Source organism: Leptospira sanjuanensis (genome assembly GCF_022267325.1).
Taxonomy (GTDB): Bacteria; Spirochaetota; Leptospiria; order Leptospirales; family Leptospiraceae; genus Leptospira; species Leptospira sanjuanensis.
In genome coordinates, this window is the sequence record NZ_JAIZBG010000001.1 from 2,461,289 (window position 1) to 2,476,096 (window position 14,808).

Below are 14,808 nucleotides of genomic sequence, written 5' to 3' on the forward strand. Positions count from 1 at the left end.
TCCAACCCTTCTAATACGAGAGAATAAACGAATACAAAAGATACGAACTGGATGTGAGGAAAAAATCGATTCTTTCGAAAGGAGAAGTGGACGACGAAATATCCGAACACAGTCGGTAACAAAGAAATGAAAAACAATATTCCGAAATATTCTAAGAAAAGTACGATGTTAAGAAACATCGAATAGTGAAACTCGGGAGAAGACCTTAGGAAAATCCGCAGAATGGAGGCAACACACAAAGAAGAGCACGCAAATTTCAAATACTCCAAGAACGAAATACGAACTTCCTGCATCAATCTTTTCTTTTACAAAATGAAAACCGGCCTTTTCGAAAAATCGCAAGGATATCGAAAAAGCCTATCATTTGCAATCGTTAGAACTTGACCTTACTTCTTACCGATCTTTTCCAATTCCTTTCCGATCTGTCCGGTGAGAATGTAAAAATACATCACCCAGTCGCCCATAAAGGATTTAAACGGATATGTGAACGTTGCAGGACGGTTTTTTTCCACAAAGAAATGCCCGATCCACGCAAAGAAATATCCGGAAAACAAAGCCGCCAAGATGTAATACGGATTGAGATTGATGATGGCCGTCAAGATCCAACCGATCGCAAAGGAAGTTCCCACGAAATGCAACGCACGGTTTACAGGATGCGCATGTTCTCCCAAATAGAACGGCCAAAATTCTTTGAAAGTTGTATATGTCTTTGGAGCTGCCTCAGTTGTCATAAGTACCAATCCTCTTTTTCTACGATTTTACGCTCCGCGCTTCGAAAAAGCAAGCATTTGACTCAAAACAGATTCAAGCCGTTTCCTTCCAGAGATTCCACGTATTCGAAATAGGACTTGAGTTTGAATTTTTTAGCGGTGGATTCGGATGACATATAGCGTATGCTACCGAAAACGTTTCGTTCGGGAAACCAAGGCCGATCGAACAAACCGAAACACCATAAGATTCCCGTATACGAATTCGGATCTCGTCCGTCATACGCGTATTTGTTGTTCAAATCTTCGAGAATCGTAAACGCCGTTTCATAGTCGGGGGTCCATTCGATGATCTTCTTTCCCCAAAGCATCCGCAGATAATTGTGCATCGATCCGGTCAAAACGAGCTCCTTCTGAGCCGCGTTCCAAACTGCGTCATGCGTCTTTGCGTTCTCGAGCTGCTCCTTCGTATAAAGATACGGACGAATATCGTTTTTGTGAAAATCCAAATTCTTCTGTAGCCAATCGGGAAGAATGGAAAGGTCTTTTCGAAACGAAGGTTGTTTCCAAAACATCAAGAAACCCACGTCCCTCCAAGTGACGAGTTCGTCCAGAAAAGAATTCACATTGTCGTCCGGATGATAAAAACCTTCCTTTCGATTTTTATTTTCGGGAACGATCACTCCGGGATTCCAAGGTTCGTCCAAGTTCCAATCCAGAACGGCGCTTACGACTTCTTCCTGAGAAATATGACCGAAGTGGAGATAGGGAGACAACAAGGAAGAATACGATTCTTTCGGATCTCGAGGCTGACTTCTAAGTTCCGCATAACCGTTCAATCCTTGTTTTAAAAAACGTTTGAGAAGTTTTAATCCCTCTTCCCTTCCTCCGATTTTACCCGTAACCGGCAAAACGTCCGGACAGAGAAAATTCACTTTTTTGCATATAGTTTCGATCTTCTTCTCATCCCCGTCGAACCAAACGATCTTGGAAAACGGAGAATCCGGATTCTTCCTAAGCGAAGATCCGTTCGTGTTTACGTAAGGTTTTCCCGGTTTACGGGAAGATCGAAACTTCCAGGCTTCGGCGAACAATTTGTGAACTCGAGGCCGGAGGATTCTCGCGGCGGAAGCGAATTCTCCGTAAAGGCTCAAAGGAATGATGGAGTTCGAATCGACGGCGAGCAGCTTGCATTCGATTCTTTTGCCGACTTCGTTTAACAATTCGGGAACGATATAAGCCGGATAATCGTCCGTGACGACAAGCGCGGCCGTAGACGCGATTCTCCCGAAAACCTCCGTGATCGGGTTGTCCGTAGTTTCCACAAAGGCGCGGTAATTCAACCCGAGTTTGTTCGCCTCTTTCGCGTTCGCCGCCATCCCCTCGAGAAGAAAACGATGCAACCTCGGCGAACTCCAAGGATAATCCATTTTCAGAGGTTCGTAGATCCAGAGTTCCTTTTCGTATTTTTGGGAAAGATGAATCGCGTAATCCAGGGAATGATTCCATGCCAACCGTCTCGCCATGGACATCCAATACAGAAGAATCGGCTTTTCCTCCCGAACCGGCTTTTGATTGAGATCGCGGACCCGGATCAGATTTTCTTTCGGAAACATTTTCTTCTTTTCACGCGCTTCGGAAGTTTTTTCCTTAGACGCAGAAAGAATCGATTCGTTTTGAAATTTCTTCCCGATTCTTTTTTCTCGTCATCGAATTTTAGCACTCTCTCACCTAAAGTGCTTGACCCTTTTTCAACGAATTTTTAAATGGAAAACTACAGTAAGCACTCTTCCTCATGCAGTGCTAATTAACGATAATAAGGAGTTAGTCTATGGCATCGATTAAACCTCTGGGTGACAGAGTCCTCGTAGAACCAAGACAGGAAGCCGAGGAAAAGATCGGTAGCATTTTCGTTCCTGACACGGCAAAAGAAAAACCTCAAGAAGGGAAAGTCGTAGAAGTCGGAAGCGGCAAATACGAAGACGGGAAACTCGTTCCTCTCGAAGTGAAGGTAGGCGATACCGTCCTTTACGGAAAATATTCCGGAACTGAAATCAAATCCGAAGGCAAAGAATATCTCATCATCCGTGAAAGCGATATTCTCGCCGTTGTTAAAAAATAATCAGGAGTGAATCATGGCTAAAGATATAGAATACAACGAAACAGCAAGACGCAAGCTCCTCGAAGGTGTGAACAAACTCGCGAACGCGGTGAAAGTTACCCTCGGGCCTAAGGGTCGCAACGTAGTGATCGATAAAAAATTCGGCGCGCCTACCATCACTAAAGACGGCGTTACCGTTGCGAAAGAAATCGAACTCGAAGACGCTCTGGAAAACATGGGCGCGCAAATGGTGAAAGAAGTTTCCACAAAGACGAACGACGTCGCAGGTGACGGAACCACTACCGCAACCATTCTCGCTCAATCCATCATCAACGAAGGTTTGAAAAACGTAACCGCGGGCGCAAACCCGATGTCTCTCAAAAGAGGAATCGACAAAGCGGTTGCCGCTGCGGTGGAAAGCATTCAAAAAAGAGCGGTTAAGATCGAAAACAAAAAAGACATCGCAAACGTTGCGACGATCTCCGCTAACAACGATACTACGATCGGTAATCTGATCGCGGACGCGATGGACAAAGTCGGTAAAGACGGAGTCATCACTGTGGAAGAAGCGAAGTCCATCGAAACAACTCTCGACGTAGTTGAAGGGATGCAGTTCGACAGAGGATACATTTCTCCTTATATGGTGACCGATCCGGAAGCGATGACTGCGACTCTGAACGATCCTTTCATCCTCATCTACGACAAAAAGATCTCCTCTATGAAAGATCTGATCCACGTTCTTGAAAAAGTGGCTCAAGCGGGAAAACCTCTCGTGATCATCTCCGAAGAAGTGGAAGGAGAAGCTCTCGCTACGATCGTAGTCAACACTCTCAGAAAAACCATCTCTTGCGTTGCTGTAAAAGCTCCTGGATTCGGCGACAGAAGAAAATCGATGCTCGAAGACATCGCGATTCTGACCGGCGGACAAGTGATTTCCGAAGACCTCGGAATGAAACTCGAGAACACCACTCTTCAAATGCTCGGTCGCGCGAACAAAGTGACCGTGGATAAAGAGAACACCACCATCATCGAAGGCAAAGGCCAAACGAAAGACATTCAAGGAAGAATCGGTCAGATCAAAAAACAGATCGAAGACACCACTTCCGAGTATGACAAGGAAAAACTCCAAGAAAGACTCGCAAAACTCGCAGGCGGGGTTGCGGTGATTCACGTCGGAGCGGCTACCGAAGTTGAAATGAAAGAGAAAAAAGCCCGTGTGGAAGACGCTCTTTCCGCAACTCGCGCCGCGGTGGAAGAAGGAATCGTTCCAGGCGGCGGTTTGACTCTTCTCAAAGCGCAGGAAGCCGTTGGCGGATTGAAACTCGAAGGCGACGAAGCCACCGGAGCAAAAATCATCTTCAGAGCTTTGGAAGAACCGATCCGCATGATCACTTCCAACGCAGGTCTGGAAGGTTCCGTAATCGTAGAACACGCGAAGGCGAAAAAAGGAAACGAAGGTTTCAACGCTCTTACGATGGTTTGGGAAGATATGATCCAAGCCGGAGTCGTCGACCCTGCGAAAGTGGTTCGTTCCGCTCTTCAAAACGCGGCTTCTATCGGTTCCATGATTCTGACTACCGAAGTTACGATCACCGATAAACCGGAAAAAGACGCTCCAAACCCGATGGCGGGAATGGGCGGCGGTATGGGAGGAATGGGCGGAATGATGTAATTCATCCGAACGTTCTTTACCAATCGCAAAAAGGCGGTCGAGGTTCCCCTCTTCCGCCTTTTTTTGTTTTCAAGGATCGGATTTTCAAAAAACATTTCCGAACTATGAACCGATTGAAACTGATTCTTCTTACGTTATTCGTCGTTCCCGGATTGGGCATTTATTCCGAGAACAAACAAACCGTAACCGTCTCCGGGAGCGGAACCGCGGTCGTGGAAACGGACTACATCCAGATGACCTTTGCCGTGGAAGTCGAGGAAGCGAACGCAAAAACGGCCCAGGAAAAGAATCTCGAAAGAACGTCTAACGTGATCCAGGCGCTCTCCAAAGAATTCAAAATTTCCCCCAAGGATATATACAGCACCGATTACACTCTGCAAAGACAATATCTTCAGGACGGAAAACAAAGGCCGTATCTGTCCACGTCCGGAATTCTTTTAAAACTCAGGAACTTAAAACTTTATAAAGACGTATTGCTGGAACTTCAAAAGTTGGGAGTCAACAACGTAAGCGGAATCGAATTCAAGTCGGATTCCACTTCCAAACAGGAAAAAGACGCGCTCGTTTCCGCGTATGAAGACGCGAAAAACAAGGCGCTGGTTCTCGCCAATGCGATCGGCAAAAAAGAAGTCACGGCGATCAAAATCGTCGAATCCGATTCCGCGGCGTATCAACAGGTGGTTTATCAGATGAAAGGAAGAGAAAGCGATTCTTCGCCGCTTTCCGTGGGGGAACGAAAGATCCAAGCCAAGGTTTTAATCGAGTTCGAAGTCCGCTAAGAACTCTTAATTCTTCTTGCTTTCTATCCCGAAACCGACTTCACTGTTTCGCCATGAGTAAAGAAAAGTTCGAAACCTCCAAACGGGAAGGCGTCCACAAAGAATTCGAATCCTATACGGGGAATTGGAAAGGCGTCAACCAGATGATGTTCAAAGAGGGAGAAGTCACCGACGAATCTCCGATTGCGGGAACCATCAAACTCGTATTAGGCGGAAGATTTCTTCTGCACGAATACAAGGGAAGTTACGGAGGTGAACCGTTCGAAGGAATCGCGATCTACGGATATCACATCGACAAAAAACGATACGAATCCGCTTGGGTCGAAAGTTTCGGAATGGGGAGCGGAATCCTGTTTTCGGAAGGAGTTCCAGGCGCAAAGGAATGGTCCGTTACGGGACACTACGGCGGCGATACTCCGGAAACCAGTTGGGGTTGGAGAACCAGTTTGGAAAAAGACGGGGACGATAAGTTGATTATCTTCTCTCAAAACCTCAGACCGAACGGAGAAAAAGCGGGAGGAGTTCGAATCCTCTACGAACGCGTTTCGTAAGTTTCCCGACGGCTTCTTATAAAAAAGAGAAACAAATTCTTTTCGAATCCCGAATTTTGACGACCTTCGTTCATCCGTTCTCCGTCGAACAGACGCGTGGATAAAACGCGAAAAGGAGACGGATGGAAACCGCAATCATTACGAAAACGGAATGGGACCCGAAACAAAAATTAGTCAGCACGAGAATTAGCGGCAAAGTCGAAATCGAAGACGTGGAAGTCTGGGAAAAATCCCTTCTCGATTCCCTCGCACAAATACCGGACAACGGAACGTTTAAGATCTTCATCAACTTACACGGGTTCCAAGCCGCCAACCTCGAAGCGCACAAACGCTTTCGCGAGATCATACCGCAAATCTTATCGGACTACGGATGGAAGGTCGGTTACTTGAATCTCTTTGAAGAATCCAAATCGATGCGGTTTCAAAATCTCCGCGGAATCCGTTGCATCGCGGCGGTGCACGTTCATCAAGACGAAACGAAGATCGGAAACTACGAGGAAAAATTCGGAAAGGAAAACGAGCACTTCTATACGGATCCGATTCGAGCCAGGAACTGGATCGAGTCGTACGTTCTTAGCGCTTAAAAATCCTTTGACTTTCTCCCCGCCCTAAAAGAAACCTATGGGAAATGAAACAAAAGGGGCATTTTCTTTCCATAGGAGCCGGAACCAATCAGGTTCCCTTAATCTCCGCGGCGATACGCCTGGGTTATTCGGTGATCGCGGTCGATCAAAACGATCGCGCTCCCGGCTTGGGGATGTCCTCTCTTCGAATCATGGAGTCCGTTACAGAATATCGTAAAATTCTAAAGACGGTTTCCGAAATTCCTCTGCACGGAAGAATTCTCGGAGTAGGAACGCGTTCCTACGGAAAGGCGACGTATACGGCTTCTTACATCGCCGAAAAACTCAAGCTGCGTTATGCGAGCTTGAACTGCGTGGAAATCTGTTCCGATAAAAATCTTCTGAAAGAAACCGCGGCCAGAGTGGGAATTCTCGTCCCCGAAAACTACGACATCCATTCGAACTTATCTAAAAATCAATTCCCGTTCGTCTACAAACCCGTCCGAGGAAACAGCAAAGAAGGAATCCGAACCTTTCACGAACCCGAAGAATGGGAAACGTTCTTAAAATCCAAAAAGAAATCACCGAAATCGAAAACGGCGCCTTCCAAAAAGAAAACAAGCGCGTCTAACGCGGACAAGGAGAATTGGATCGCCGAGGAATACATTCCCGGTTTCGAAATCACGGTCTGCGGGTTGGTCCAAAAAGGAAATTTCTTTCCAGCGTCGATCTCCCACAAGGACGTAACATCATATCCTCCTTATTTAGAAATCGCTCATACTCTTCCGTTTTTACGCACCGAATTGATCGGAGAAATCCTGCTCAACTGCCGCGCGCTCATCGCGGCGACCGGAATGAACGACTGCCCGTTCGTGGCGGAATTCAGAATCACTCCTCAAGGAGAAATCTATCTGATCGAGGCGGTTCCCGAAGTGGGCGGAGAATTTTTGGCGGATTCTCTCATCCCCAATTATTTCGGATCGGCCTACTTTGACAACTTGGTGAAACTTCTGGTCGGCGAACCGATTCGTCCGTTCGAGAATTATACGGGAGTTCCCAAAAAATACGCGGGAATCTTTTTCTCCACTCCTCCCGAAGGAAAATCCAAACTTGCGGGACATGGCGAATTCGCTCCAGCGGGAAAAGAAAAACTTCTTTTTGATCGTAAACTGAAAGAGGAAGGCGATATTCTCAAAACCTCCGAAGGAAACGAAGTTCGCACCCGCACGGTCGGACTCGTCGGTCCCGAACAAAACGAACAGACTTTGGAAGAATGGAAGAAGTCCGTTCTTCAAAGACTGGAAGGTAAATTTGAATCCTTCTGAATCTTCCTCCCAATCCGCTTGGAACACGCATTATACCCGGAACAAATCCAGACTCGGTTATCCGGATGAGAATCTGGTGCGTATGTTGTCCAAGATCGTATCGACGCAAACGGAATCTTCGGAACAGCGAAAGGCGCTCGACTTCGGAGCCGGTTCGGGAAGACACTGCGTTTTGTTAAACGAATTCGGTTATCAAGTCTACGCCACGGATTATACGGAGAATTCGGTCAAAACGATCTCGCAGGAATATCCGTTCGTCAAAGCGTCGATCCACGAACACCCTCCTCTTTCGTATGAAGACGGTTTTTTCGACGTGATCGTAAGCTGGGGAGTTCTTCACTACAACTCCGTCGAACTCGCAAGGGAAATCCTGAAGGAGAAAAAAAGGATTCTCAAACCCGGAGGATTTCTCGCGGGTTCGGTGCGGGCCGTCGGCGACACGCATCTACAGGCGCAGGGAACCGTGATTCAAACCCCGGATTTAAAAGGCGCCTATTCCCGTTTTTATACATTAGAAGAATTGAAAGAGGATTTGAAAGGATTCTCCCGAACGGATTTCGGTTATACGGAGCGGACGCCTTTGGGAAAACTCGAAGAAAGGATCTGTCATTGGATTTTTCTGGCCAAACTATAGACGAAACCTGCCCCTGCTGTCAAAAAAAAGATTGGAAATTTCTATACCATTCTTCCTTTCAAAATTATAATATTCCAATATACCTCTGCTCTACCTGCGGGCTTCAGACCCAGTATCCGAGACCGGAACCCTCTTCGCTTTATACGGAGGAATATTATTCCGGCGGCGCCGATTTTTCCTATCGCGATGAACGGCAAACCGAAACTTACGATCGATACGTTTGGAAGGCGCGTCTTTCCAACATCCGCAAGTTCAAACGAACGGGAGAATTTTTGGACATAGGATGTTCCTTCGGCGGATTTTTAAACTGCGCGAAAGAAGCGGGCTTCGGCGTAACAGGCGTGGAAATCTCCTCGTATTCCGCGGATGTCGCAAGATCTCGGGGATTCAAAATATACACGGGAGAATTTTTAGACGCGGATTTACCCGAAGCGTATTTCGATGTGGTGACTCTCGTGGAAGTCATCGAACATCTTTCCGAACCGGAGAAGGTTTTTGAAAAACTGGGTCGGATCTTAAAACCCGGTGGACTTCTTCTTCTGCAAACCGCAAACTTCGAAGGCTGGCAAGCGATCGACGCGGGGCCGAACTATCACTATTATCTTCCGGGACATTTTTATTATTATTCGGAATCGAATTTGAAAAAAATTCTTGATCGCTCGGGTTTTACGAATCATATCACGTATCCCGGAGTCGATTTTTCGCTCCTTGCAAAATTGCTCAAGTCCAGAGGAAGTTTTCGTTCCTGGAAAGAATACTGGAAATGGATTCGAATTTCGATCTATCATTGGAAGAGCAAACTCAAAAAAAAAGGCAGACCCTTGACCTCGTCCATGGTTCTGTACAGCTTCAAGGCGGAATGAACGATGCAGCATCTTTTAAAACCGGGTTGGCTTACCGATTCGGATCGAATTCCCGAAAAAGGTTTTTTAAGAATTTTCGTACTTTCGATCCGGATCATCGTCGGTTCCGCCTATCGTTTCATCAAAGACGATTGTTTGATGCAGGCCTCCGGAATTTCCTACACTACGATCGTTTCCTTGATTCCGATGTTGACCGTCGCTCTTTCCCTGATCACGATCACTTCCGGTCTGGAAAATCGTAAGGAAGAAATTTTCGATACGATCAACACGTTCATACTTCAGAGCAATATCAACGTGGACATCAACACGTATCTCGAAACGATCGGCGACTTGATCGACACCGCGACTCAGATCGGAGCCATCGGTTTCGTGATCTTGGTTTTTTCGGCGACCGCAGTTTTGCGTTCTTTGGAGAATGCGTTCAACGGAATCTGGAGAATCAGCTCCAACCGTTCCCTCTTTCAAAAACTAGTGTTCTACTTTTTCGTATTGGCCATCGGCCCTCTTCTTTTCGTGATCGGAGAAGGAGTCGCCGAAAAGACGATCGATTTTTTCAGACCGCCCCACTACTTCTCCATGGAAAAAGATCCTCTCGGAAAAATTTGGGTAAGCGGGGAAAACGGAACCCTTTTCCGCATGGATTCCAATCTCAAAAAAGAATATTCCATCCGGGAAGACGAGATCGATTTCGAAAACATGAAATGTCTCGATAACCTCGGAGGCCGCCTGGACTTCTGTAAAAAACCGGACATAGGAAGTTCCGATTTTATCCGGATTCGAATCCGAGAGGGTTTGATCTACGCACTCTCCCGCAGAGGCGCGCTTTTGATCAAACCGATCGAATCCTCCGTCTGGACTTTGACGTCATTCGAAGGCGTCGAACTCAAGGACATCGAAATCGTCAATCTAAATAACATTTTCATTGTATTCAAAAACGGTGAAGTTCTTCATTACATTCCCGAAGGAATTTCCTTCAAACCGATCTTTAAGGATCGTCTCAAAATGAACGCGTCCAAAGTGTATTTTCCGGACGCACTGAACGGATATATCGCCGACGAATCGGGAACGGTTTGGACGAGCAACGACGGCGGATTCAACTTCTATCCGAACCGTCTAACTCATTTAGCGTTTCATGATATTCATCGTGCGGACAACGGAGAGATTTTTCTCGCCGGCGAACGCGGGGTCATCTACCGTTCGAGGGACGGCGGAAATAGTTGGATCGAACTCAGCCACAAACGATACAACTTCATCCGAATCTGGTCCTTTACCGGAACCGACGCGATGGAACTCTTTCTCATGGACAGCCTCGGTCATATCCTGATTTCCACGGACGGAGGAGATCATTGGAATCCGTTTTATACTCCGATGAACGGAAAACTTTGGGCCAATCTTTTGTTGGAACGGAAAGAAAACGGAAAGATCCGAATGCTCAATATCGGAGAATACAAAACGATCAGCATCACCGAATCCAAGGATCAGAAGTTTTCCACTACGACGATCACCGGCGGGGACAGCGTCTTTTCGATTTATTCTTTCTTGAGAATTCTTTTTCCTCTCTCCGGAATCTGGCTTTTTTTCCTCAGCCTTTATTCCTTGATTCCGAACACGAAGGTTCCGCTGAAAGCGTCGGCGGCGGGAGCGGCGGTTACGGGCGTCATATTCCTCGTGTTCCTCTGGGGATTTCACGTGTATCTTTCCTCGTTCAGCGAAACGACGATGATCATCTACAAGGCGTTAGCCGCCGTTCCTATTTTTCTTTTGGGAGTATATTCGCTTTCTCTAATCGTCTTATTCGGAGCGGAGATCACGGCGTCCTTGCAGTTCCGCGAACGTTATCTCGCGCCGCTTCAATCCTCGGACGAGATTCACACTTCTTCCAGCAACGAGTTCCGCAAATTGATTCTGACCTTGAAGTCCGCGTATAAAATCCAAAAAGAAAAGAAGATTCCCTCTTCTCCCTTCGAGCTTTCGCAGATTTCCCGCTTAAAAGAAGAGGAGATTCCCGTGTTGACCAAAAAACTCTGCGAACTGGAATTTCTTTCCGAGACGAGGAAGAACGAATTCGTTCCGATCATCGCTCCGAGCGATTTAAGCATCGGCGACGTTTACAGAAAGATTCCGGAACCTCTTCTGACGGGCGATAAGGAACTCAAGCTCTTTCCGGGAAACATCGGTTCCAAGGTCGAAAAGACGGAAGAAAAACTCCAAAACGATTTGGACGGAATCAAGTTTGCGGATTTGATCGATTGAGTCGTGGGAACTGCTACGATTTACGATCGAGCCTAAAGGAGGTTCGGCGTTGAAATTGTGGGAACTCCTGCTTTAAGCTTTGCGGTCGGTTCTGGTTCCGGCGTTGACCGGAGGAAGGTTGGAGGAAAGAGATTGATAAATCTGTTCCGCAAGACCCAAAGAAGAATTCGCCGAAAGGTTTTTGGAATATTCGTCGTAGAGCATATCTTCGAAAATCTCTTCCGCGTGACCGCCGTCGATCAAGCCAGACTTGGACACGGTCTTTTTCATTTCGCTTAACATCATCTTGACGAAGATCGATTCGAATTCCACGGAAGCGGAATACAGTTTTTTGCGATACGGATCGGCCGCGGTTTCTTCCTTGATGTTGTGAGGCATTCGGACTTCGGAAGAGCTGATTTTACCGGAAAGTTTCTCGTTGAATTCTTCCCGAAGTTGTTCCGGAAAGGTAACGTTCCGTTTTTCCTGATTGGATTTTTCGATGTTGATCAGACTTCTTACTTCCGGCTTTTCCACCAGATTCAGCTTATTCGTATAATCTTGAACGGAATCGATTCTCATTGTATTTCCAGCTCCGCGTGTAACGCGCCCGATTTTTTCAACGCTTCCAAAATGGCTATGATGTCTCGCGTGGACGCGCCCACTTTATTCAGCGCTTCGACCACGTCTCCTACGCTTGTGGATTCCTCGATCACAAAGGAACTTTTGACCGGCTCCTGTTCTTTTCCGAGCCAGTTGCGTCTTCTGTTTTTATCGGTGACCGAAAGATTCAAACCGGAACGGGAAACGGCGACTTCTTCGATCGTGATGTTTCCTCCCATCACGATGACGCCCGTTCTTTCGTTGATGACCACCTTCGGTTTCACCTGAGTTTCCACGGTGAGATTTTCGATGTCGCTTAATAAAGTTAAGAATGCGTCCGACTTGTTCTCGAACGTTTTTCCGAGGACGATATTGATCTCCGAAGGAGAAACCGGAACGACAGACTCCGGTCCGATTCCGTGTTTTCCGGGAAGAATCGAACGAATCTGAGAGATCACCGCATTGAGAGTGGTAAAGTCCTGATTATCGAGTTGGATTTGCACCCGTTCCGACGCGTAAAAATTCTGATCCAATTCCTGTTCTACGATCGCGCCTCCGTGAACCACACCCACCGTCTTTTTATTTCCGCGAGCGCCGCTTCCCCGTTCCTGTTCTTGTCTTCCGCCGAATGAAATCACGCCCGAAGCGACCGCGAACGTCTTGTCGCCCGCGGTTTTCAAAGGAGATTGTAAAAGAACTCCTCCTTCGAGGGACTTTGCGTCTCCGATCGACGAAACGACCACGTTCAACTTGTCGCCTTTGCGGGCGTAGGTGGGAATCGTAGCGGTGATCAAAACCGAAGCGATGTTTCTCGTTTGATCGGGTTTGAGATTCGCTTCGACTCCAAGATTTTTTAAATAGTTTTTCATACTCTCCGAAGTGAACGGCGTTTTACTGTCCCCCGTTCCCGGAAGACCGACCACGATTCCGTAACCGGTGATTTGGTTTTCGCGGATTCCTTCGATGCGCGCGATGTCTTTGAGGCGCAGTTCGGCGGCGTTCAAAGAAACGGAAAAAATTCCGATCAATCCGACTAGGACGGAAATCGACGTAAAACGCACATAAAACGAAACCGCGTAAAACGGAAAAACGCGCGATAAAAACCCGCGAACGCGCTCGGAGAATAAAGACATACAAAAAATAGAATATTCTGATTTCATTGTGATTCTCCCAGAAGCCGGTTCAACTGATTCAGAATCAGCCTTTGTTTTTCCTCTTCGGAAAGTTCCGCCTTGACAGTCACTGAGCCGTCCGGGTTGGTCACGGATTTCAAGGCGATCGGAGGATTTACCTGTTGACGGTTGATTCTCCCGTTAAAATTGACCTGGAGATTGGCGATCTTATCCGCGTTGATGGAGGAATCCTTTTCCACGAATTCGGGGGAGACCGTTCCTGAAAGGGCGAGGCTGTTCTCTTCTCCGTTGATCACGTTCACCTTTTGTCCTTGGATCGTCAAAAGCCCGGTGTTCGGATCGATCGCGGTTACTAGCGCGGTGAGATTTCCCTTCACCTTTCCGAGTGACTTGATCTTTCCCTTATTTTTGCGGGTAATCGTACGATCGTTGTTATACGAAGGCATATCTGGGATGATCTTTTTATCGGGCATAGATTTGAGAGTGATCGTTTCGTCCGCGTTGGATTCGAGTTCGAACTCCGCCTGCAGGCCGTTCGTGATTCTCACATAAAGAGGGGAACCGACCTTGATGTTTTGACGGACCGAATACGGATTCTTATCCGTCCAAAGAGAAACGTCCTGAGCTTTGAGACCGGAACCGCTTCCCGTAAAAATCAATAAGATCAAAAGAATACTTAAAAGAACCGCGCCGAAAATTCCGGGGATCAATTCTACGATCATCTTAGAAAGGGAATTCAGCTTCATTCCGTCACCACCGTATTCTTATCCACGACCTTCGCTTTCATCTGTCCTTCTCTCGAATGAGTCGTCACTTGAACGTCTTCTCCGATATTTCCCGAACTCAAAGCCTTTACTTTCGTTTTCAGGACGAGACTTCCTTTGTGATAGATCATCAGAATTTCCCCTCCTCTTTGAACGTCCTGGATTTTGCGAACGTGTTTTTTACGGAAGATTTCCCCCTCGTTCATGTCTTTGAGAAGAGTAGAACCGAGGAGCTCCGGTCCTGGAGAATCCAAAATTTCTTCGGGAGCAAGAACCGCTTCTTCCTGAAAATCATCTTCGGTGATTTTGATTCCCTTGTTCAAAGGACGTTTCGCCTTGAGAACTTTGACGTTTTGTTCCACTTGAAAGCGGATTCTCAGACTATGAACCTTTTTGCCTTGAAAGAAAATTTCAAGAGAGGCCATCAGTTGCCCCGGATGCAGACGGGAGGAAAGGTTGGCCCAGCGCAGCTCCACTCCCTCGGAGGGAACCTTGGTTTCGCCGGAAATAAACGTTAGACGAAATCCTTCGTTCGGATGCTTTTTGCGGATTTCCTCACTCAAGGATTCCGTGATTTCGTTCGGTTCGAGAGAGTGATTGAGGGGAAGAACCAGGGTTTCCTTTCCGGTTACGTTCGGTTCCAGATCCCCGTAGACGTTCAGTATTTCTTTCGAACCGATGTAGATCGGACGTTTTAAATTCTTTACGAGAACCCGATCCTCGAATCCGTCCGGAATTCGCGCTACGGAAGAAAGAAGGACCGCTTCTCCATCCACGATCGCGCGGCCTTTGAGATAAATTCCGGAAACTCCTCTTCCCAAAAGAGGGTTGGCTGCAAGCAGGAGAAGAAACAAAGTCCGAAATACGTTCATAAGAAATTT

The 14,808-nt window shown here is 47.0% G+C and carries 15 protein-coding genes; 9 read left to right on the plus strand and 6 right to left on the minus strand.

Going from position 1 to position 14,808, the window contains the following annotated elements:
• Nucleotides 1-386 precede the first annotated feature (386 nt).
• Together LFX25_RS11120 and LFX25_RS11125 are read right to left on the minus strand one after the other, a co-directional pair.
• On the minus strand, nucleotides 387-731 hold the full coding sequence (locus tag LFX25_RS11120) for a DUF962 domain-containing protein (protein WP_238730298.1): 345 nt from the start codon (nucleotides 729-731) through the stop codon (nucleotides 387-389).
• 62 nt (nucleotides 732-793) lie between these two features.
• A complete protein-coding gene (locus LFX25_RS11125) occupies nucleotides 794-2,323 on the minus strand; it encodes a deoxyribodipyrimidine photolyase (protein ID WP_238730299.1) in 1,530 nt (509 codons plus the stop codon).
• Between the two features lie 215 nt (nucleotides 2,324-2,538).
• Between LFX25_RS11125 and groES the strand changes: the two genes are divergently transcribed.
• The 9 genes from groES (at nucleotide 2,539) to LFX25_RS11170 (ending at nucleotide 11,448) form a co-directional block, all read left to right on the plus strand.
• Nucleotides 2,539-2,829, plus strand: coding sequence for a co-chaperone GroES (gene groES / locus LFX25_RS11130; RefSeq protein ID WP_010574451.1), 291 nt, complete (start codon nucleotides 2,539-2,541; stop codon nucleotides 2,827-2,829).
• Nucleotides 2,830-2,842: 13 nt separating this feature from the next.
• Nucleotides 2,843-4,480: a chaperonin GroEL gene (gene groL / locus LFX25_RS11135; RefSeq protein ID WP_238730300.1), complete on the plus strand. Its 1,638-nt coding sequence runs from the start codon at nucleotides 2,843-2,845 to the stop codon at nucleotides 4,478-4,480.
• A 104-nt stretch (nucleotides 4,481-4,584) separates the two neighbouring features.
• Nucleotides 4,585-5,259, plus strand: coding sequence for an SIMPL domain-containing protein (locus tag LFX25_RS11140; protein WP_238730301.1), 675 nt, complete (start codon nucleotides 4,585-4,587; stop codon nucleotides 5,257-5,259).
• Nucleotides 5,260-5,312: 53 nt separating this feature from the next.
• A complete protein-coding gene (locus LFX25_RS11145; RefSeq protein WP_238730302.1) occupies nucleotides 5,313-5,810 on the plus strand; it encodes a DUF1579 family protein in 498 nt (165 codons plus the stop codon).
• A gap of 122 nt (nucleotides 5,811-5,932) precedes the next feature.
• Nucleotides 5,933-6,394, plus strand: coding sequence for a hypothetical protein (locus LFX25_RS11150; RefSeq protein ID WP_238730303.1), 462 nt, complete (start codon nucleotides 5,933-5,935; stop codon nucleotides 6,392-6,394).
• Nucleotides 6,395-6,438: 44 nt separating this feature from the next.
• Nucleotides 6,439-7,698 (plus strand): ATP-grasp domain-containing protein, encoded by a 1,260-nt coding sequence (locus tag LFX25_RS11155; protein ID WP_238730304.1) that lies wholly within the window; start codon nucleotides 6,439-6,441, stop codon nucleotides 7,696-7,698.
• Complete coding sequence (locus tag LFX25_RS11160; RefSeq protein WP_238730305.1) at nucleotides 7,685-8,332, plus strand: class I SAM-dependent methyltransferase; 648 nt, start codon at nucleotides 7,685-7,687, stop codon at nucleotides 8,330-8,332. Before LFX25_RS11155 ends, LFX25_RS11160 begins: the two co-directional genes overlap by 14 nt.
• Nucleotides 8,308-9,195 carry a class I SAM-dependent methyltransferase gene (locus tag LFX25_RS11165; protein ID WP_238730306.1) on the plus strand — a complete coding sequence of 296 codons (888 nt, stop codon included), beginning with the start codon at nucleotides 8,308-8,310 and terminating at the stop codon, nucleotides 9,193-9,195. The genes LFX25_RS11160 and LFX25_RS11165 overlap by 25 nt, the downstream gene beginning before the upstream one ends.
• 3 nt (nucleotides 9,196-9,198) lie before the next feature.
• The gene (locus tag LFX25_RS11170) at nucleotides 9,199-11,448 is read left to right on the plus strand and encodes a YhjD/YihY/BrkB family envelope integrity protein (RefSeq protein ID WP_238730307.1); all 2,250 of its coding nucleotides are present in this window, start codon (nucleotides 9,199-9,201) and stop codon (nucleotides 11,446-11,448) included.
• Between the two features lie 72 nt (nucleotides 11,449-11,520).
• On the opposite strand, the gene LFX25_RS11175 is transcribed toward LFX25_RS11170, so the two are convergent.
• From LFX25_RS11175 to flgA, 4 genes are read right to left on the minus strand one after another with little or no spacing between them, the layout of a single operon-like run.
• A complete protein-coding gene (locus tag LFX25_RS11175) occupies nucleotides 11,521-12,009 on the minus strand; it encodes a rod-binding protein (RefSeq protein WP_238730308.1) in 489 nt (162 codons plus the stop codon).
• On the minus strand, nucleotides 12,006-13,190 hold the full coding sequence (locus tag LFX25_RS11180; RefSeq protein ID WP_238730309.1) for a flagellar basal body P-ring protein FlgI: 1,185 nt from the start codon (nucleotides 13,188-13,190) through the stop codon (nucleotides 12,006-12,008). Before LFX25_RS11180 ends, LFX25_RS11175 begins: the two co-directional genes overlap by 4 nt.
• Nucleotides 13,187-13,909, minus strand: a complete 723-nt coding sequence (locus tag LFX25_RS11185; protein ID WP_406600493.1) for a flagellar basal body L-ring protein FlgH — start codon at nucleotides 13,907-13,909, stop codon at nucleotides 13,187-13,189. The genes LFX25_RS11180 and LFX25_RS11185 overlap by 4 nt, the downstream gene beginning before the upstream one ends.
• Nucleotides 13,906-14,799, minus strand: a complete 894-nt coding sequence (gene flgA, locus LFX25_RS11190) for a flagellar basal body P-ring formation chaperone FlgA (protein ID WP_238730310.1) — start codon at nucleotides 14,797-14,799, stop codon at nucleotides 13,906-13,908. The genes LFX25_RS11185 and flgA overlap by 4 nt, the downstream gene beginning before the upstream one ends.
• Nucleotides 14,800-14,808 lie beyond the last annotated feature (9 nt).